This is a genomic window from Ruegeria sp. BHSC223, from assembly GCF_059613025.1.
Genome location: NZ_JBXWRR010000006.1, coordinates 158,286 through 177,006 on the forward strand (window position 1 = coordinate 158,286; position 18,721 = coordinate 177,006).

Below are 18,721 nucleotides of genomic sequence, written 5' to 3' on the forward strand. Positions count from 1 at the left end.
GTCAGGCCACCTTTGCCGATGTGAGCAGCAGCTCGGTTTCGTATTTGCGCAGGATCCGACGGGCGGCAGGGCCATAGCCTTTGCCGGTGTCGGTGTCGAGTTCGGGGAAAACCGCCCGGATCTCGTTCAAGGTCTCGGGCTCGAACAGATGCGTGGTTTGCGGGCCGGGCAGGAAGCTTTCGCTCGCCAGTCCCTCGGAGTAAATCACCTCGTGATTGTCGAACATCACGTGGACATAGGTGACGCGCCCACCGGGCAGAAACCGGATCCTGCGGCCATCGACCAGATCCTTGGCGGCAACCAGAACTTCGGGCTCGCCGAACAGCAATTCGCTCAGACTGTCGCGAATGAGGATCCGATGCTGGGGCGAGACCAGGAGGTCGCGTTGGGCGCCATAGGTGCCGGCGCGGATCAGGACGGGGGCGAAATCGCCCTCGGCGTCAACTGTGCGCTCGCCGACCCAGCGGACCTCTTGCGCGCCATGGTCGCGCGTGAGCACCATGTCACCCGGCGTCAGCCGTTCGACCTGGCGTTCGCCATGGGGGGTGTCGATCAGTGTCCCGGCCACGAAACAGGGGATCGAATCCACCGTGACAAAGCCGGTATCGGTATTGGCGCCGTTCGATACCTCGTAGGTGAAGCTGATGGATTCGGTATCGCCGTCACCGATCACGGTCAATGTGCCGTCGGCGTTGAGCTGGATCGTCTGACCGGTGTTGAGCGTCACGGTGCTGCCGACCGTCACCGGAACGCCGTTGATATGGGTTATGGTCAGTGTGCCGCCGGACTGGTTGATATCATTGTCCAGTACGTCGATGGTGACGCTGCCGTCGGGATAGAGCGTGGCGCTGTCCTTGATGGCGATCAGGTCCGTCTGCACGCTGTTGGCCGCGATCAGGAGGTTGGAGTCGTAGCTGCTGTCCGCGACATCCGCGACCCCGATGCGAATGGTGTTCACGACACCGGGGATCACATTCATCGTCAGGGTCATGGTGACCGTCAGGCCATCCATTTCCGTGTTATAGGCGTCGCCGGTATTGTCCAGAAACAGGTTCTGGTTGTTCGTCGCGTTGATGTTGCCGGGGTCGGCATCGCCATTGCCGATCTCCAGATCGGCCTGAACGCCATTGACCCAGACGCCGACAAAGTCCTGATAGATCGAGTTCTGGAATTCGGGGTATTCCTCGGACGAGAAGACGAACTGCATCGTCATCACGTTCGAATCCGGGATGAAACTGACATCCAGATACGACGCGTCATAGGTATTGGTGCCGGCGGCGGCATTGAAATCGGGGTTGTTGTTCTGCCCTGACGTGTTGGTCGAGGTGTTGGCCGACCGGTTCGGATCGCCGCTCGACTGGGTAAAGTCGCGGGCCCGCCCGGTGGACAGGATGATCCCGGTATCACCCGGCGTCGCGCCGGGCGCCAGCGCATCGCCATTGGAATAGATCGCCGACGATTGGCCCCAGCCCGAATAGGATGCCCCGACAACGGTCACCCCGTCGCCAAAGATTGTCTGCGCCATCTGCATTGCAGAGGCACCCTGATTATAGTTCAGCTCGGCGCCTGTTGCCATCTCCTGCCCCACGGTCTCACGATCCTGGGCAGGGAGGACGGAGCGGGCATTCGCCACGCACCACGTAAAACCGATCGCATCTGTCGTGCGGTTGCCGGTTTGGTTCAGCCGTCTTTGCGATTGTTACTGCTCGCTTTGCGGCCTTGCTGCTCGTAACCCTGCCTCGGGTCTTTTGTTTTCTACCTATAGGCTAGCATGGGAGTTCTGTCGCTGTTAAGTGAAAACGGGCAATTCAGAGGTGGCAACGCGACGTTTTCGTCACATTTCCCGTTCCAGACGATGCCCAAACCGCAAAGGAGGCCTGAATGACACTCGACGCCGCCCGCCTGACCGCCGACCTGATCCGCTGCGCCTCGGTCACGCCCGCCGATGACGGCGCGCTTGACGTGCTTGAGCGGGTGCTGTCGCAGGCGGGATTTACCTGTTCCCGGGTTGACCGGGGCGGTATCTGCAACCTGTTTGCGCGCTGGGGGGACAAGGGACACGCACGCAGCTTTGGGTTCAACGGTCACACGGATGTGGTGCCGGTGGGCGACACAGCGGCCTGGACCGTGGCGCCATTCGGGGCCGAGGAAAAGGATGGCTTTCTCTACGGACGCGGTGCCACAGACATGAAATCGGGCGTTGCGGCCTTTGTCGCGGCAGCGGTGGACCTGGTCACCAGCACCCCGCCCGAGGGCGCGGTGATCATCACCATCACCGGGGATGAGGAGGGCGACGCGCTGGACGGTACCACCGCGCTCCTCGACTACATGGCTGCTTCGGGCGAGCGGATGTCAGTCTGCCTCGTGGGAGAGCCGACCTGCCCCGACCGCATGGGCGAGATGATGAAGATCGGGCGGCGCGGGTCGATGACCGCGTGGTTCACGGTGACGGGCGTGCAGGGGCATTCGGCCTATCCGCACCGGGCAAAGAACCCGTTGCCGGCGATGGCACGGCTGATGGACCGGTTGGCCAGTCACGAGCTGGATCAGGGAACTGACCATTTCGATACATCCACATTGGCGGTTGTGACCATCGACACCGGCAATACCGCGACCAACGTGATCCCGGCGCAATGCCGCGCGGCGGTCAACATCCGGTTCAACGACCTGCATTCGGGTGCCAGCCTGACCGAATGGATGCAGGCCGAGGCCGACCGGGTGGCCGAGGAATTCGGCGTCGCGGTTGAAATGAAGGTAAAGATCTCGGGCGAAAGCTTCCTCACCCCGCCCGGTGCGCTGTCCGATCTGGTGGCGGCCGCGGTCGAGGCGGAAACCGGGGTGGTGCCGGTGCTGTCCACCTCGGGCGGGACCTCGGATGCGCGGTTCGTCAAGGATCATTGCCCGGTGGTGGAGTTCGGGCTGGTGGGCCGCACCATGCATCAGGTGGACGAGCGGGTGGAAATCGCCCAGATCCATCAGCTCAAGGCGATCTATGGCCGGATCCTGCGGGACTATTTCGCCTGAGCCAGAGCGATGCGGCGTACGCTGGTCATCATGGTCAAGGAACCGCATCCGGGCCGGGTGAAAACCCGGCTGGGGCGCGATATCGGCATGGTGGGCGCGGCCTGGTGGTTTCGCCATCAGACGCGGGCGCTGATCCGGCGGTTGCGCGATCCGCGCTGGCGCATCGTGCTGGCGGTGTCGCCGGATGCCGAGGGGATGGCCAGCCGGGTCTGGCCCGCCGATCTGGCGCGCCGCCCGCAGGGGCGCGGCGATCTGGGCCAGCGCATGGCGCGGCAGTTGCGGGCCGCGTCCAAGGGGCCGGTCTGCCTGATCGGTGCCGATATTCCCGGCGTCACCCGCGCCCATATCGCCCGCTCCTTTGCGGCGCTTGGGGGCGCTGAGTTCGTGTTCGGACCGGCACCCGATGGGGGCTATTGGTTGGTGGGCGCGGCGCGGCGTTATGCCTTGCCGCCGGGCCTGTTCGGAGATGTGCGCTGGTCCAGCGAACACGCGCTGGGCGACACGCTGGTCGGGGTGCGCGGGCATCGGGTGGCCCTGGTCGACATGCTGAAAGATGTCGATACCGCCGCCGACCTGCGCGATGCCCGCCTGCCGTCGCTTTTGCAATGACGCGAACCGCGCCGCGTGCTACGGCGGAGATATGACTCGCATCCCTACAAAGCAGGAAATCCTCGACTGGATTTCCTCGCATCCCACACTCACCTCGAAACGCGATATCGCCAAGGCCTTTGGCATCAAGGGCTCGGACCGGATCGACCTGAAACGGGTCCTCAAGGAGCTCGAGGCCGAGGGCCATCTGGAGAAGCGCAAGCGCAGCTATGCCGACCCGGACCGGCTGCCGCCGGTCAGCGTGTTGCAGGTCAAGGAACCCGACGAGAACGGCGATCTCTTCGCGCGCCCGCTGGAATGGCATGGCGAAGGGGTGGAACCCATCGTGCTGGTCCTGCCACGCGCCAGCGATCCGGCGTTGGGGGCGGGGGATCGCATCCTTGCCCGCCTGACCGTGGTGCATGAAGAGGATCACAATTACGAGGCGCGGCTGATCCGTCGGATCGGCACCAACCCGCACAAGATCCTGGGCATCTTTCGCAAGGGGGCCGAGGGCGGGCGCATCGTGCCCATCGACAAGGCAGGCCAGAACGAATGGCTGGTGGCCGAGGGCGCGGTGCATGGCGCCAAGGACGGCGAACTGGTCGAGGCCGAACAGGCCGGGCCCAAGGGCCGCATGGGCCTGCCGCGCGCCCGCATCATCGAGCGGCTGGGCGACCCAAGCGCACCAAAGGCGGTGTCGCTCATCGCCATTCACCAGCACGGCATCCCCGACGATTTTCCCGACAAGGTGATCGAGGAGGCGGACCGGACAAAACCATTGGGCCTGTCGGGGCGGACGGATCTGCGTGACATGCCGCTGATCACCATCGACCCCTCGGATGCGCGCGACCATGACGACGCCTGTTATGCTCATGCTGATGACGACCCCAAGAACCCCGGCGGCCATGTGGTCTGGGTCGCGATTGCCGATGTGGCGGCCTATGTCCGCGCGGGCAGCGCGCTGGACCGAGAGGCGCGCAAGCGCGGCAACTCGACCTATTTCCCCGACCGGGTGGTGCCGATGCTGCCCGACCGGCTGTCGGGCGATCTGTGCTCGCTTCACGAAGGCGTGCCGCGCGCCTGTATCGCGGTGCGGATGCAGATCGACGCGCAGGGCAACAAGATCGGGCACCGGTTCGTGCGCGGGATGATGCGCTCGGTCGCCTCGCTGAACTATCAGGAGGTGCAGGAGGCCATCGACGGCAGCCCCAACGACAAGACCGGGCCGCTGCTGGATGAGGTGCTGACGCCGCTTTACGCCGCCTACAAGGCGTTGAATGCGGCGCGTGAGCGGCGTCAGCCGCTCGACCTTGACCTGCCCGAACGCAAGATCGTGCTGAACGACAAGGGCCATGTGGAGAGCGTGGCCTTTCGCGACCGGCTGGATGCGCACAAGCTGATCGAGGAGTTCATGATCCTCGCCAATGTGGCCGCCGCCGAGACGCTGATCGCCAAACGCGTGCCGCTGTTGTTCCGGGTGCACGAGGAACCCGCGCCCGAGAAGCTGGAGGCGCTGCGCGAGACGGCGCAGGCCTCCGGGCTGACGCTGGCCAAGGGGCAGGTGCTGCAAACTCGCCACCTGAACGCGCTCTTGCATCAGGCGGCGGGAACGGACGAGGCGGAGCTGATCAACATGTCGACCCTGCGGTCGATGGCGCAGGCCTATTACAACCCCGAGAACTTTGGCCATTTTGGCCTGGCGCTGAGGAACTATGCGCATTTCACCTCGCCCATCCGGCGCTATTCCGACCTGATCGTGCATCGCGGCCTGATCAAGGCGCATGGCTGGGGCGATGACGGGCTGACAGCGGACGAGATCGAGCAACTGGACCGCATCGCCACCCATATCTCGGACACCGAGCGCCGCTCGATGATGGCCGAACGCGACACCACCGACCGCTATCTGGCGGCCTATCTGTCCGAGCGGGTGGGCAATGAATTCACCGGCCGGATCAGCGGCATCGCGCGGTTCGGCGCCTTTGTGAAACTGGACGAGACCGGGGCCGACGGGCTGGTGCCGGTGCGCTCGCTGGGGCGTGAATTCTTTCATTTCGACCGCGAGGCAGGCACGCTGATGGGGTCGGAAACCGGGCTCCTCATCTCGATCGGGCAGCGGGTGACGGTGCGGCTGGCGCAGGCCTCGCCAGTAACCGGCGGGCTCGAATTCGAGATGTTGAGCCTTGAGGATAACGCGATGCCGCGCGGCGGCACCCCGTCCAAAGGCAAACGCGTGGTGCGCCGCAAGGCTGCCAAGGCCAAGCATAAGACCGACAAGATCAAGCGCAAGCTGGACCGCAAGCGCCGCTGACGCCGGACAAGCCCGAGCTCCATTTTGCCGAAACGGAAACCCGTCGTTAACCGGCGGTCTCCATACTCGCCGATGACGGACGGTAAGGCATGGCGAGGTGGCATGACAGACGATCAGATCCGGCTGGTACATTCCAGTTTTGCCCGGGTATTCGCGCGCAAAGCGGAACTGACCGAACGGTTCTATCACCATCTTTTCCGGGAACTGCCCGACTCCCGGAGGCTGTTCAAAGGCGATTTTCCGGCGCAAAAGGAAATGTTCGCCTCGATGCTGGCCGCCACAGTTCGCGGCATGAGCGACGCGAAGAGTTTCCAGCTTCTGGGGCGCGGTCTGGCCCGGTCGCATGCGCGGTTCAATCTGAACCATGCCGACCTGAAAAAGGCGGCCCGCGCTTTGCAGACCGCCTTGTCCGATGTGATGGGGGACGCGTTGTCGCCCGAGGAAACAGCCGCCTGGAACGAGGCGGTGGCGCAGCTGATGGAGATGCTGGCCGCGCCCGCCTGACCCCGGTCAGACCGACATGCAGATGTATTTCATCTCCAGATAGTCCTCGATCCCGTGATGGCTGCCTTCGCGGCCCAGACCCGACTGCTTGACGCCGCCAAACGGCGCGACCTCGGTCGAGATGATGCCGGTATTGACGCCGACGATGCCATATTCCAGCGCCTCGGCCACCTTGTAGACCCGGCTCAGATCCTTGGCATAGAAATAGGCGGCAAGGCCAAAGATGGTGTCATTCGCCATATGGATCACCTCGTCCACCGTGTCGAACTTGAAGAGCGGCGCCAAGGGGCCAAAGGTCTCTTCCTTGGCGACCTTCATCTCTTGCGTGACGCCCGTTACCACGGTCGGTTCAAAGAAGGTGCCGCCCAACGCGTGCGGTTTGCCGCCGGTCAGGACCGCGCCGCCCTTGGCGGTGACATCTCCCAGATGTTCCAGCACCTTTTCAACCGCTTCGGCATTGATCAGCGGGCCGGTGGTCACCCCGTCATTCAGCCCGTCGCCGACATTCAGCTTGGCCACGGCGGCGGCGAGTTTCTCGGCAAAGGCGTCATAGACGCCCGCCTGCACATAGATCCGGTTGGCACAGACGCAGGTCTGGCCGTTGTTGCGGAACTTGCACAGCATCGCCCCTTCGACGGCGGCATCCAGATCGGCATCGTCGAACACGATGAAGGGCGCGTTGCCACCCAGTTCCATCGAGCATTTCATCACCTGGTCGGCGGCCTGTTTCAGCAGGATGCGACCCACCTCGGTCGAGCCGGTAAAGGTCAGCTTGCGCACGCCGGGGTTCTCGCAGAACTCCTTGCCGATCTCGCTGGCGCGCGACGAGGGCACCACGTTGAACACGCCCGCCGGGATGCCTGCCTGTTCGGCCAGCACCGCCAGAACCAGCGCCGACAATGGGGTTTCCGCCGCAGGCCGCGCAACAAAGGCGCAGCCCGCCGCCAGCGCCGGGCCAGCCTTGCGGGTGATCATCGCATTGGGGAAGTTCCACGGCGTGATCGACGCGGCCACCCCGATGGGCTGTTTCAGCACGGTGATCCGCTTGTCGCGCTGGTGGCCGGGAATGGTCTCGCCATAGATGCGCTTGGCCTCTTCGGCAAAGAACTCGATGAAGGATGCACCATAGGCGATCTCACCCACCGCCTCGGTCAGGGGCTTGCCCTGTTCGGCGGTCAGGATGCGGCCCAGATCCTCGGCATTGGCCATCATCAGGTCGTACCAGCGCCGCAGGATCGCGGCGCGTTCCTTGCCGGTATACTGCGCCCATTCCTTTTGCGCGGACTCGGCCTGGGCGATGGCGCCTGCCACCTGGGCCCGGCTCAGGTCCGCGACCTCGGCGATCACGTCGCCGCGCGCGGGGTTGGTCACGGCAAAGGTGCCGTTGTCGCCGTCAACCCATTGGCCGCCGATATAGGCCTTGGTCGCCAGCAGCTCCGGGTTCTTGAGGAGCGATTTCAGATCGGTCATTGCGTCCAGCATGGCTGAGTCTCCGCCTAGAATGTCTCGGGTGCACCCAATCAGGTGTGTCGCCTCTTGTCTATGTCCACTCGTGGGGCGGAATCAATCCAGATTTGATCAAATTATCGGTCAAGGCTTGGGAAAACTCCCACTTGATCGACTCGGGGGCTTGCGCCAATGTCCGCGCGGGCTCTGGCGATGGCGTCGCCTCATGCCGTGCGGCATGCGCCCACTCCCCGTCCTGAACGCCGGGACCTTTCTGCAAAGGAGGGTCAACCATGACCGCTGATTTGTCGCGTCCGGAATTCTATCGCTATCACAACGGAACCGAAGCCAGGCTGCCTTTCGAGGCCGCAGAATACGAGGCGCGTCTGGCCGGGTTGCGCGCCCGGATGGAGGCGCTGGGCGCCGAGGCTGCCGTGTTCACCTCGATGCACAACATCGCCTATTACTCGGGCTTTCTCTATTGCGCCTTCGGGCGGCCCTATGCACTGGTGGTCACCCCGAGCGAAAGCGTGACGATCAGTGCGGGTATCGACGCGGGCCAGCCCTGGCGCCGCTGCCATGGCGACAACATCACCTATACCGACTGGCAGCGCGACAACTACTGGCGCGCGATCCGTTCGGTGACCGGAGAGGGGCGGGTGATCGGCTATGAAAGCGACCACCTGAGCCTGTTGCAGAAGGGCAAGCTCGACAGCTTCCTGGCGCCGTCGAAAACCGTCGACCTGTTCGACACCACCATGCGCCAGCGGATGATGAAATCGCCGGCCGAGATCGCATTGATCCGGCAAGGCGCGCAGGTGGCCGATGTGGGCGGCTATGCCATCCGCGAGGCGGTCAAGGCCGGGGTGCGCGAGATCGACGTGGCCATGGCCGGGCGCGACGCGATGGAGCTGGAGATTGCCAAGCGGTTCCCCGATGCCGAATACCGCGACACCTGGGTCTGGTTCCAGTCGGGGCTCAACACCGATGGTGCGCATAACCCGGTGACGGGCCGGGTGCTGGAACGGGGCGATATCCTGTCGCTCAACACCTTTCCGATGATCTCGGGTTATTACACGGCGCTGGAACGCACCATGTTCGTGCAGGAAGTGGATCCGGCGAGCCTCAAGATCTGGGAGGCCAATGTCGCAGCCCATGAATACGGCATGTCGCTCTTGAAACCGGGGGCGAGCTGTGCCGAGGTCACCCACAAGATCAACGATTTCTTTGCCGAGCGCGACCTGCTGCAATACCGCACCTTTGGCTATGGTCACAGCTTTGGCGTGCTCAGCCATTACTATGGGCGCGAGGCGGGTCTCGAGCTGCGCGAGGATATCGACACCGTGCTGGAGCCGGGCATGGTGATCTCGATGGAACCGATGCTGACCATCGCCAATGACCGGCCCGGCGCAGGCGGATATCGTGAACACGATATCCTTGTGATCACCGAGGACGGCAACGAGAACATCACCGGCTATCCCTACGGGCCGGAATTCAACGTCGTCGGCTGAGGCAGGCGAGATTTTTCGCCGAAAAATCTTCGCCCCCTGACGGGGGCGGAGTATCGCGCGTCACAACCGGATCACGTAATCCTTGGTGGTGGTCTCGATCACCTCCCACGTACCGGAGAACCCGGGGCGCAGAATGAAACTGTCCCCGGCGCGCAGCGTGATCTCGGTGCCCTCGGCATCGGTCAGTATCGAATGGCCTGACAAGATGCGGCAATACTCCCATTCATCGTAAGAGATGCGCCATTTGCCAGGCGTCGCGCGCCAGATGCCGCAATAGAGCCCGTCATGCTCTTCGAGGTTCCAGGTGGTAAAGACCGGATCGCCCGACAGCACCTTTTCGGGTGCGGGGCGCTCGGTCTCGCCTTCCCCCTCGGGGGTCACCGGTTGGTAATAGCTGCTCATTGCCTGCCTTCCTCTGAATGGTTCGCAGCGGAGCATCGCCCGAGGTGCGGCCGTCGACAAGGCAGATTCAACCGGCTTTCTTTTTGCGTCCGAGTTTGCCACAGTTTTTCCAATCCCGGCCTATAGGGGGATGTAAATCCTCATTACATAGCCTATCTATCAGATGTATTTGACCTAAAAGGATAAAGCCATGTCCGATACCGCATTCGAGGCAATGATCCTGGAAACGCAGCGCAAGGTGCGCGAGAGCCAGGCCCAGATCGAAGGTGTCACCAGCCGGATCGAGGCGGCGCGCGCCAAGATCGGCACCGCCGAGGCCGATATCGACATCGAGAACGCCACGCTTGAGGATGTGCACGCCCATACCGAGGTGATGAATGCCAATATCGCCGAGCTGATCATGGGGCTCGATGATGTGACATCGGCCTTTTCCAAGGATTTCGACGAGATGCGCTCGAAAACCGGGTGGGAGAGCTTTGTCGGCATCTTCTCCAGCGGCAAATCGGAATCGATGCGGCAAGAGCGGATGCGCACCGCCAATATCGACGACAAGTTGCAGGATCTGATCGCCAAGTCGGATGTGATCGTCAAGCTGCTCGAAGGGCAGTTGGCGGTGCTCGAAGAGCAGCGCACCAAGGTGGAAACCAACCTGACGGGCACGCTGGACGACCGCGAATTCACCGTGCAGGAACTGGAAGCGGTGCGGGCCGAGATCCTAGCCATGGATCCGCAGATCATCGCGCTGGAAAACAAGATCAGCGTCGAACAGGACGCTGCCGCGCGCACCAAGCTGGAAACCGAACTGGCCGAGCTGAACAAGGCCTATAACGCCAAGGTACGCGACGAGCAGGTGAAACTGGCCAAGAGCCAGACACTGGAGCGCTATATCGAAAAGGGCAAGACCTGGGTGGACAGTCTGCAAAATCAGGCCGCTACCCAGATGGTGCTGATCAACAAGCTGCAAACGGACACGCAACAGCGCGTGGTGCTCTATGACGCGCTGACCAAATCGCTGAAAACCGCGCAGCAGCAGGATGTGGCCCACCGTATCAACGAAATCGGCGTGCAGACCGACCAGGAGGCGCAGACCGCCATGGCCGCCATCGGCACCGCGACCAACCAGAAAATGGCCGATATGCTTGAGGCGCATGAGGATCACATGGTCTTTGCCCGCGACGTGCTGGAGAAAAAGGCCAAGGCCGATGAGCGCTTTGCCCGCCGGTTCGCCGCGATCGTCGAGAAGCACGACAAGAACCTCTACGGGGGCTGATCTTGGCCGACCCCGCCCACGATCACGTCGGCCTGACCGACACATTCGCCTCGCGCCGGTATTTCCGCAAATTCGAGGTGATCACCACCCATCTGTTGCGGGTGGCCGCCAACATGGAGGCCGAGGGCGTGATCAGCCGCGATGAGGTGCGCATCGTCTCGCGCTATATATCGGGTCTGCTCTTCAGCTTTCGCGCACTCAGCATGAAGTACCTGCTGGTCGGGCGCGACACGGGTCGGTTCTTTGGCTCGCTCAACATGGACAAGCGCGACAGCGGCTTTCCGGTGGCGGCTGAGCTGATGACCATGGCCAACGATGCCCAGCAGGCGGCCAGCCATCTGGCCAACATGCCCTCCGAGGCGGCGCTGAAGGACGAGATGGTCCAGACCATCCTGGGCAGTCGCGAAATCCCGACCAAGCTGCAATTTGCCCTGTCACAACGGCTCTATTACGAGGAACTGGCCAGGGGGCAGCTGTTCTGGGTGCGCAACGACCCCGAATGCCACTGGATCGCGACCGAGGGCGAGCGGCGGCGGTTCCTGCTGCATTGGGCGGTCTATGACAGCCAGATCAACCTGCCGGTGATCTATCTGATGCGGCTGGAGGATACCGGCAAACAGGCCCTGCCCAAGGACAGCCGCCGCTGGCCCGAGGTGCAGGCGCATCTGATGGCGCAGTCGCTGGCGGGGCTGAAGCTGTTGACCATCGCCAAGGGGTTTGACGAGGATTTCGACGATCTGCACCCCAAGCATCTGCGCCGCATCCATGTGGGGCCGATGTATTCCTCGGCCTATACCGAACAAACCGGCCCGCTGCGTGCGGTGCTGGAGGACGCGCAGGCGCCTGCCGGTCAGGACTGGGTGCTGGCCTGGACCAGCGAGGAGCTGGAAAGCGAGGACGTACGTGAGGAACGCGCGGGCTGGTTCGGCACGGTCGAGCGCGAGATCTTTGCCCTCGACCCGTTTGGCGGGCAGGGGGCCGAGACCGGGGCCACGCGCACCAGCCGATCGATCATCCTGCCGCAACGTCCGTTTCAGGTGCTGGCCGAACGCAATCCGCCGGGTTTTGCCGATGTGCGCAAATTTGTGGTCAGCGAGGGCGGGCAGGTGCTGCGATATTGATTGGCCCTGCCGGGCCAAGCCTCCGGCGGGAGTATTTTGAGCAAAGTGAAGACAGGGGCACTGCGACATGAGCCTGACATCCGACCAGATGGAACTGCGCGAAGAGGCGATCCGCGCGCATTACCCGGCGGCGACCACGCTGCTGGGCGGGTTTGACCATGCGCCGCGCGTGGCGCAGGCGAGGACGCCCGCCAGGGCGGAGGAGCGCTCGCCCGGCATCCCCACGGCGCGGCGGTTCCGCTCGACCACGCCCGGGCTGGTGACGCGGCGCACCGCCCGGCCCGATGGGGTGCATCTGCGTGAGCGGATCGAGGCGGCCGATGATGGCGACACGCTGGTTTCGCCGCTACAGGCCACCGTGGCGCAGGCGATCCGTCGGGCGCTGGCGATCGCATTGGCCATGGGCGAGGGCTATGGCGCGCGCACGCCGCTGGGCGATCTGAAACGCGCCAATCTGGCGGGCGACCTGCCAGTGGCGCGCAAGGGCGAGTTCACCGAATTGCTGACCGCCGAGGCGCTGGTAGTCTCCCATGTGTTCGGCAATGCCCTGGCCTATCTGTTGTCGCCGCATCTGGGCGCAACCTCGGTCGAGGTGGGTGAGGTCGAGGAGTTTCTGACCGACAATGCGCAAGTGGCGCTGCACGGGGCGCTGTGGGATCTGGACCAGAAGCTGGAACAGTTCGCGGGCGACGATGCGCAACTGATCGCCACCGCCGCCGGTTTTGCCGAACAGCTGATGGCAAAGGCCGCCGCGCGCGCACAAGGTGCCGGGCATCTGGCGCCGTTCACCGGGGCCGCCTGGCATGTCGAGGCCGATGATCTCACCCTGCGCGGCTTTACCCCCGCGGCCAAGGCGCGCTCGACCAAGCTGACCATGACGTTCAAGAAACCAAACGAGGTGGTCGGCAACCATATCGCCAAATACCAGGCGATGAAGCTGGCCAAGATGCTGATGGCCTATGATTTCGAGCGCCGCCTGAACCCCTTTGCGGAACTGGGCGGCTTCATCTTCACCTTCATGGGGGATGGCAAACCGGGCACCGGCAAGACGACGCTGATCCAGATGATGGCGGGGCTGATCGACGAATACTGCCGAAACGCGGGCTATCCGTTCCGCTATCAGAACTTCGGCATCGACAATATCGACAGCTATCAGGGCAAGTCGGGCCAGAACGCCAAGGCCTTTGTCCAGAATGTGCTCGATCCCGGCGTGATCGGGTTCGGCACCATCGACGATATCGACCAGATCGCGGGCAAGCGCGGCGACCGCCAGTCGAGCGCGGGCCAGCAGGAGGTGACGGCGGTGTTCATGGAGGCATTCGCCGGTGCCAATACCGTGGTGCGGGGCAATTGCACCTTTGGCATGTTCTCGAACTATCCCGAGAATGTCGACGACGCCCTGCGCCAGCGGGCGGGCGCGCGGTTCCTGGTCGACGGGCCGCAGACGCGCGAGGATTACATCGACATCCTGGCCCTGCTCTTGGGCAAGCGTCACGACATCCCGCTGGGCGCGCATGACCTCTATGCCGCGCAAGAGATCAAGCGCGCGGTGGCCGCCAGTTTCGCCGCCCATGGCCGCCCGCAAGAGGCCGGGCTGGCGCAGGTGTGGGATCGCGTCGGGGCGCAGGTCGGCCCGCTCGACACCATCGCCAAGCTGGGGACCTATCTGAAGGGGATACAGGAGGCCGACGAACGCTTCACCGGCCGCGCGATCAAGAACATCACCGACGCGGTCAAAGTGCGGGCGATGGATTTCGAACTGCCCGATGAGTGGATGGAGAACCCCGACCTGTTCCTGTTCCGCGACTATGACGCAAAATTGGCGATGATCGAAGAGCTGCGCCAGCCCATCACGGTCGAGATGGTGGTGCAAGAGATCAACCGCTATGCGGATTCCGAGTTCCGTTACGCCGACAAGTCCGACGAGGTGGCCATCGACGGCATGGTGCGCGAAATGGGCCGGATGGATGAGGCGAAGAAGCGGTATCTGGAGGGGAAGGGGTGAGCAGATTGGTGGTGATCCACGCGGCGAAGCCGCGACGCGCCCGACCCGCCCCCCAGGGCGGGCGCGTACCGCACCCACCCTCGGGCCGGGCGCATCGCTGCCGTCCTGCGGAAAGGCAAATATCATGATCCGCCTCATCCAATCCGGCCTGATGTTCGGCAATCTCGTCCATATCTCCAGCCCGGCGCTGGTGGAGCGGTATAACCGCGCGCTCCAGCATCTGGCGGGCAAGACCACCGCGCTTAGCGATTTCCATATCGACATCTCGGGCTATTCACCCGAGATCGGGGACGAGCTGGGCGATCCGCTCTACCTCAACCCCAACGGGGTCAACCGGCAGTTCATCCTGTTGACGCCCGAGCAGAAGCGCGCGCCGCTGTTGAACGTCAAATTCTCGACCTCGCGCCCGATCCTGCGCGAGTTCATCGAGGCGAACGAGGCGCAGCTGTTTGCGCTGACCGCCACCGACGCGGTGGCGGGCGAGTTGGTGAACTCGGTCTTCAAGCTGCGCGCGCCCGCCGATCTTTTCACCCTGAACAAGATCGAGATCGAGGCCGACACCGTCGGCGGCACGCTGAAAAACGCCGACAAGCTGGCGGCGATGATCGAACGGTTCAAGACCGAAAGCGACGCCTGGTTCGACGACGTGCTGATTGCCGAGATGATCGGCATCTCGAAACAGACCGGCGATATCAGCCGCAATCCCGTGCATCTGAGCCACAAGGCGCATGAGCAGCGCAATTTCTGGACGGCGCATTTCGGCGGGCTCTACCTGTTCCCTGATGTCGAACACCCGGCGATGATCTGCGCGGGAGAAAAGCCGCGCGAAGAGATGCCGGTGAAATACGTGTTCGACCTGAGCGAGCGCAACCGGATTGCCAAGTTCCTCGATTACAACAAGCTGGCCGAACCCATCGTGCGGGCGCGCGGCATGGATGCGGCGGCGGTGCTGCGGCAAAAGATGGATTTCATCGTGATCGACACTGCTGCAGGTGCCGGTCTGAACCCGGCGGGGCTGGACCGGGGCGATATGCGGCGGCTGGCGCGGATGCATGCCGACCGGCTGCCCGAGGAGTATCACGGGCTGGCGCAACTGGCGCGCTGGGCCGAGAATGGCGGCGACTGGCCCCGTATCTCGGCCGATCATCCTGCCTATTTCTATGGCCTGCGCGCCGCCGATACGCCCGACCGCGATCTGGTCAACATGCTGCTGGCGGAGCTGACGCCGCTGGATGCGCGCCAGCTGTTCATCTGTCACAAGGAGCTGTTTTACGGGCTCTATGCCACCTGGAGCGAGGCCAAGAAGAGCTTCGTTGCCGATTTCCTCGCACGAGAGTATCAGGTGGACAAGGCGGGCGCCCGCGCGGCGCTGTTCGGGCACGAGCCGGACATGGAGAGCGAGGACAGCCCGCCCGGGCTGAACGAGCGTCTGATTGCGCGGGTCGGCCCCTGGGGCGCGATACGGAGGAGATAGCGTGTTCGGACTTCTCAGGCTTGTCGTTGTCCTGCTGGTGGTGCAGACGGTCGCCTATATCGGCCTGTCGCTCTATTCCCGGGCGGTGCGGCGTGGCAAGCTGGCGCGCTGGTGGGAGGAAAAGGGCAAGACCGGCGACAAGGAAGCCTTTGTCGAGCGCGGTCTCAGGGCCTATGACAAATCGTTTCGGCGCAAGCTGATCCTGGGGGTCTACTTCGTGCCCTGGGTGCTGATCGCAGTGCTGATCTATATCGTGAATTTCAAGTGAGGACCTGGCCATGCGCTATGTCAAATGGGTGATCATCGGGCTGTTCTGGCTCAGCGTCGCCGCCTTCCTGCACTATACGTTGCCGCAGCGCGATATCGTGCGCATCGTCAACACCTATGAGGAACGGCAAGAGCTGAACGACTGGACCCGCATCTTCTGGTCGCGACCCGACGACCAGTCGGTGGCGATCATCAACCGCGATGTCCAGTTCATCCAGGGGGTGACACCCGAAGGCCGACCGCGTGTCTATCGCAACGAGGATACCAGCTGGAGCTGGCCGCCTTATTTCAAGTTCGACACCGCCAATCTCTATACCGAGGCGAATGACGCGATTTCGTCAAAGGACAAACCTGAATGGGTAGCGGTCACCCATTACGGCTGGCGAAATGAATTCCTGTCGATCTTTCCCAACGCGGTCGCAATCAAGCCGGTTGCGGGGCCGGATGTCCGCCTGATCCCCTGGCTCAACATCATCATCCTGATCCTGCTGGCCGCGCTGGTCTGGGCGATCTGGGTACGCTGGCGGCGGTTCCGGCAGCGGCGCATCGATCCGGTGATCGAGGATGTCGAAGACAGCCTCTATGCGGCCGGCGAGGCGATCGAAGAGCGTCGGGGGCGGTTCCGGCGCTGGCTGGACAGCTGGAAATCGAAATAGAACTTCATGCTTGACCTTTCCCCGGCTGGAACCTTCAGAAGCGGGTGAAACATCCTGGGGAGCATGAAGTGAATCGCGCTGTCATCATCAGTCTGGCCGTGGCCGTCGCCGTGGCGGCATATGTCCTGTATCCGCGATCAAAGGCGGTCGAACCGGTCGCCTCGAATACAGGGGTGGCGTTGGTGTCTGTGACCTTGCCTCAGAGCCTGTCAGAGAATGCGCAGATCGGTGCCCGGGTGTACGAGGCAAAATGTCTTGTCTGCCACGGTCCCAACGCAGAGGGGCAGGATGGGGTCGCACCGCCCTTGGTACACAAGATTTACGAGCCGTCCCATCATGGAGACGAGGCGTTTCAGCGTGCGGTTTCTCAAGGTGTGCGCGCGCATCACTGGCGGTTTGGGGATATGCCTCCGGTTCAGGGCCTTAGCCGGGCCGATGTTGCAATGATCATCAGCTATGTCCGAGAGCTTCAGATTGCCAATGGCATCCGCTGAGATGGTTCAATCGGCAAAAAGATGGTCGGTCTGGGTGATCCGCAACGCCTGATCCCAGGGGATCGACAGGAACTCGGCAACCTTGTCGGCGTTCTCTTCCGGGGTAGAGGTCTGGTGAACCCGGCCATATCGGGCAAAGCCGGCATCGCGGATGCGGTCGGCCTCGTATGTCATCTCGTTGCGGATGGTAGGCAGCAGTCTTTCTAGAGTCGCCCGGGGCGTGCGTTCGCCCGCAAGCCCCACCCGATAGGCGTGACCGATCAGGTAGTCGTCGGTGAACTGGCAGTCGACCTCCAGCATGCGAGTCACCGAACGGTCCGAGAAGAAATCGTGCATCAGTTCCAGGTTCGACGGGTCTAGGCAGATTACCAGCCGGTCGGTCTCGAAATATTCAAACAACATCCGCATCAGGGCGCGACGGTGGCGAGTGCGCTTTTCCAACGTCGCCTGTATGCCGCCCAGATCGGGCAGCGGAGTGCTTTCTTCGTTGAAGAGATACTCGATCGCCGGCACGTTCGTAACCTGTCGGATCTTTTCCAGCAGCCGTTTAGCCACGTGCCACTTCTTGCAAACCAAGATCATCAATTCGCGCTCGCGGCCCAGTGTGCTTTCGGTCTCCCAGAACCGCATTGCGAACCGGCGTCCGATACGACCGCGCCCTGTCAGGAACTTGTACAGGTTGCGCCCTTCGTTGGAGATCTGAAATTGAACACCATGCGTGGCATAGAGACGGCCCAACCGCGCCTTCAGCTCCTTTGCCTCGGGGCTGATTTTGCGGGCAAAGAGGAAATCCTGACTCAAGAGCAGGTCGTAATGGTCGTTATAGAAACTGACCGGCATCCCGTAATCCGAGAACATCAGAAAGGTCAGCGTGCGTGGATCGATCTCGCGTTCCGGGATCAAGTGGCGGACCAAGGTCTGGAAAAAGGTCTCATCCGGTATCCAGGTGGTAGCAAAAAACCGCATCACGTCGCTGCGCTCGCGGGTGAAATCGAGGATCCATTCGATCGTACGACGGCGTAGGCACCACCATTGACTGCCGATCATGACCTGGATGTCGCTCGGGATCTCGCGGGTCAGGCCAAATCGTTTCTGCGCCTCGAACATAGCGTAGAAAAGGCGTTTCTGGGTACGCTCGTTGAACCAGTGGCGATAGATCAACCGCTCTTCCTTCCAGCCAGTCTTGATCCAGTCGCTTTCGAAATAGTCGAAACTTTCGATGTAATCCTTGTCTTGCGCATCCAGAAAGCTGTGGGCGTATTCGGCGGTCTTGATGGCCATGCAGTCGCCCGACAGCATGTAGAAATGGGTGGCGCGCGGGAAATCCTCGACCGCTGCCTCGATCGCGTTCAACGTCGCCTGCACCAGAGACCATTCTCCCCAACCGCACTTGATGCGGCGCCGGGCAAAGGTGACGTTTGGATTGTCGGCCAACGCCGAACGGATTCGGGCAAAATCGGTCTTGCGCGCGCGGGCGTCGAAATGGATCGACATGTAGTCGCCTGCGGCGGTCAGCCGCTCAGCCTGCATGATGATCGCATCCGGATCCTTGTGACACAGGAGAATATAGGCGATTTTTGCCATATCGGAAACGATCAATCCCTGTTTCTGCTCGTTGTCTACCCTGTTAACGTTGAAGGCCGATTGA

The 18,721-nt window shown here is 62.7% G+C and carries 16 protein-coding genes; 12 read left to right on the plus strand and 4 right to left on the minus strand.

The genetic code is table 11. The annotated features are described in order from the left end of the window. Position 1: 1 nt before the first annotated feature. Entirely contained in the window at positions 2-1,576 is a 1,575-nt protein-coding gene (locus AC2FNY_RS12150; protein WP_496802605.1) for a Hint domain-containing protein, read from the minus strand. 305 nt (positions 1,577-1,881) lie between these two features. Here AC2FNY_RS12150 and dapE point away from each other — a divergent pair, with 305 nt between their 5' ends. The 4 genes from dapE (at position 1,882) to AC2FNY_RS12170 (ending at position 6,427) form a co-directional block, all read left to right on the plus strand. Beyond that, positions 1,882-3,024 carry a succinyl-diaminopimelate desuccinylase gene (gene dapE / locus AC2FNY_RS12155; protein ID WP_496802606.1) on the plus strand — a complete coding sequence of 381 codons (1,143 nt, stop codon included), beginning with the start codon at positions 1,882-1,884 and terminating at the stop codon, positions 3,022-3,024. Positions 3,025-3,033: 9 nt separating this feature from the next. Continuing rightward, positions 3,034-3,633 (plus strand): TIGR04282 family arsenosugar biosynthesis glycosyltransferase, encoded by a 600-nt coding sequence (locus AC2FNY_RS12160; protein ID WP_496802607.1) that lies wholly within the window; start codon positions 3,034-3,036, stop codon positions 3,631-3,633. A gap of 31 nt (positions 3,634-3,664) precedes the next feature. Further along, positions 3,665-5,923 carry a ribonuclease R gene (gene rnr / locus AC2FNY_RS12165; protein WP_496802608.1) on the plus strand — a complete coding sequence of 753 codons (2,259 nt, stop codon included), beginning with the start codon at positions 3,665-3,667 and terminating at the stop codon, positions 5,921-5,923. A 102-nt stretch (positions 5,924-6,025) separates the two neighbouring features. Next, the gene (locus AC2FNY_RS12170; RefSeq protein WP_234163129.1) at positions 6,026-6,427 is read left to right on the plus strand and encodes a globin domain-containing protein; all 402 of its coding nucleotides are present in this window, start codon (positions 6,026-6,028) and stop codon (positions 6,425-6,427) included. Positions 6,428-6,433: 6 nt separating this feature from the next. Here AC2FNY_RS12170 and AC2FNY_RS12175 read toward each other — a convergent pair whose 3' ends face one another. Then, positions 6,434-7,909, minus strand: coding sequence for an NAD-dependent succinate-semialdehyde dehydrogenase (locus tag AC2FNY_RS12175; RefSeq protein WP_496802609.1), 1,476 nt, complete (start codon positions 7,907-7,909; stop codon positions 6,434-6,436). A gap of 257 nt (positions 7,910-8,166) precedes the next feature. Between AC2FNY_RS12175 and AC2FNY_RS12180 the strand changes: the two genes are divergently transcribed. Further along, entirely contained in the window at positions 8,167-9,384 is a 1,218-nt protein-coding gene (locus AC2FNY_RS12180; protein ID WP_496802610.1) for an aminopeptidase P family protein, read from the plus strand. Positions 9,385-9,444: 60 nt separating this feature from the next. On the opposite strand, the gene AC2FNY_RS12185 is transcribed toward AC2FNY_RS12180, so the two are convergent. Then, positions 9,445-9,786 (minus strand): cupin domain-containing protein, encoded by a 342-nt coding sequence (locus tag AC2FNY_RS12185; RefSeq protein ID WP_496802611.1) that lies wholly within the window; start codon positions 9,784-9,786, stop codon positions 9,445-9,447. Positions 9,787-9,976: 190 nt separating this feature from the next. Between AC2FNY_RS12185 and AC2FNY_RS12190 the strand changes: the two genes are divergently transcribed. From AC2FNY_RS12190 to AC2FNY_RS12220, 7 genes are all read left to right on the plus strand, one after another. Further along, complete coding sequence (locus AC2FNY_RS12190) at positions 9,977-11,056, plus strand: coiled-coil domain-containing protein (protein WP_234138648.1); 1,080 nt, start codon at positions 9,977-9,979, stop codon at positions 11,054-11,056. 2 nt (positions 11,057-11,058) lie between these two features. After that, the gene (locus tag AC2FNY_RS12195; RefSeq protein WP_496802612.1) at positions 11,059-12,177 is read left to right on the plus strand and encodes a hypothetical protein; all 1,119 of its coding nucleotides are present in this window, start codon (positions 11,059-11,061) and stop codon (positions 12,175-12,177) included. A gap of 67 nt (positions 12,178-12,244) precedes the next feature. After that, positions 12,245-14,182, plus strand: coding sequence for an AAA family ATPase (locus AC2FNY_RS12200; RefSeq protein ID WP_496802613.1), 1,938 nt, complete (start codon positions 12,245-12,247; stop codon positions 14,180-14,182). 124 nt (positions 14,183-14,306) lie between these two features. Next, positions 14,307-15,656 carry a DUF6638 family protein gene (locus tag AC2FNY_RS12205; protein ID WP_496802614.1) on the plus strand — a complete coding sequence of 450 codons (1,350 nt, stop codon included), beginning with the start codon at positions 14,307-14,309 and terminating at the stop codon, positions 15,654-15,656. A gap of 1 nt (position 15,657) precedes the next feature. Beyond that, on the plus strand, positions 15,658-15,924 hold the full coding sequence (locus tag AC2FNY_RS12210) for a hypothetical protein (RefSeq protein WP_234167478.1): 267 nt from the start codon (positions 15,658-15,660) through the stop codon (positions 15,922-15,924). A 10-nt stretch (positions 15,925-15,934) separates the two neighbouring features. After that, positions 15,935-16,579 (plus strand): DUF1523 family protein, encoded by a 645-nt coding sequence (locus AC2FNY_RS12215; RefSeq protein WP_234138671.1) that lies wholly within the window; start codon positions 15,935-15,937, stop codon positions 16,577-16,579. A 125-nt stretch (positions 16,580-16,704) separates the two neighbouring features. Further along, positions 16,705-17,073 carry a c-type cytochrome gene (locus AC2FNY_RS12220; protein ID WP_234144658.1) on the plus strand — a complete coding sequence of 123 codons (369 nt, stop codon included), beginning with the start codon at positions 16,705-16,707 and terminating at the stop codon, positions 17,071-17,073. 6 nt (positions 17,074-17,079) lie between these two features. On the opposite strand, the gene AC2FNY_RS12225 is transcribed toward AC2FNY_RS12220, so the two are convergent. Further along, positions 17,080-18,657, minus strand: coding sequence for a DUF5928 domain-containing protein (locus AC2FNY_RS12225; protein WP_234138678.1), 1,578 nt, complete (start codon positions 18,655-18,657; stop codon positions 17,080-17,082). Positions 18,658-18,721: the final 64 nt, after the last annotated feature.

Coding starts and splice junctions, on each gene's coding strand:
- AC2FNY_RS12150 (WP_496802605.1), bottom strand. CDS start 1,576: ATGGCAACAGGCGCCGAGCTGAACTATAATCAGGGTGCCTCTGCAATG.
- dapE (WP_496802606.1), top strand. CDS start 1,882: ATGACACTCGACGCCGCCCGCCTGACCGCCGACCTGATCCGCTGCGCC.
- AC2FNY_RS12160 (WP_496802607.1), top strand. CDS start 3,034: ATGCGGCGTACGCTGGTCATCATGGTCAAGGAACCGCATCCGGGCCGG.
- rnr (WP_496802608.1), top strand. CDS start 3,665: ATGACTCGCATCCCTACAAAGCAGGAAATCCTCGACTGGATTTCCTCG.
- AC2FNY_RS12170 (WP_234163129.1), top strand. CDS start 6,026: ATGACAGACGATCAGATCCGGCTGGTACATTCCAGTTTTGCCCGGGTA.
- AC2FNY_RS12175 (WP_496802609.1), bottom strand. CDS start 7,909: ATGCTGGACGCAATGACCGATCTGAAATCGCTCCTCAAGAACCCGGAG.
- AC2FNY_RS12180 (WP_496802610.1), top strand. CDS start 8,167: ATGACCGCTGATTTGTCGCGTCCGGAATTCTATCGCTATCACAACGGA.
- AC2FNY_RS12185 (WP_496802611.1), bottom strand. CDS start 9,786: ATGAGCAGCTATTACCAACCGGTGACCCCCGAGGGGGAAGGCGAGACC.
- AC2FNY_RS12190 (WP_234138648.1), top strand. CDS start 9,977: ATGTCCGATACCGCATTCGAGGCAATGATCCTGGAAACGCAGCGCAAG.
- AC2FNY_RS12200 (WP_496802613.1), top strand. CDS start 12,245: ATGAGCCTGACATCCGACCAGATGGAACTGCGCGAAGAGGCGATCCGC.
- AC2FNY_RS12205 (WP_496802614.1), top strand. CDS start 14,307: ATGATCCGCCTCATCCAATCCGGCCTGATGTTCGGCAATCTCGTCCAT.
- AC2FNY_RS12215 (WP_234138671.1), top strand. CDS start 15,935: ATGCGCTATGTCAAATGGGTGATCATCGGGCTGTTCTGGCTCAGCGTC.
- AC2FNY_RS12225 (WP_234138678.1), bottom strand. CDS start 18,657: ATGGCAAAAATCGCCTATATTCTCCTGTGTCACAAGGATCCGGATGCG.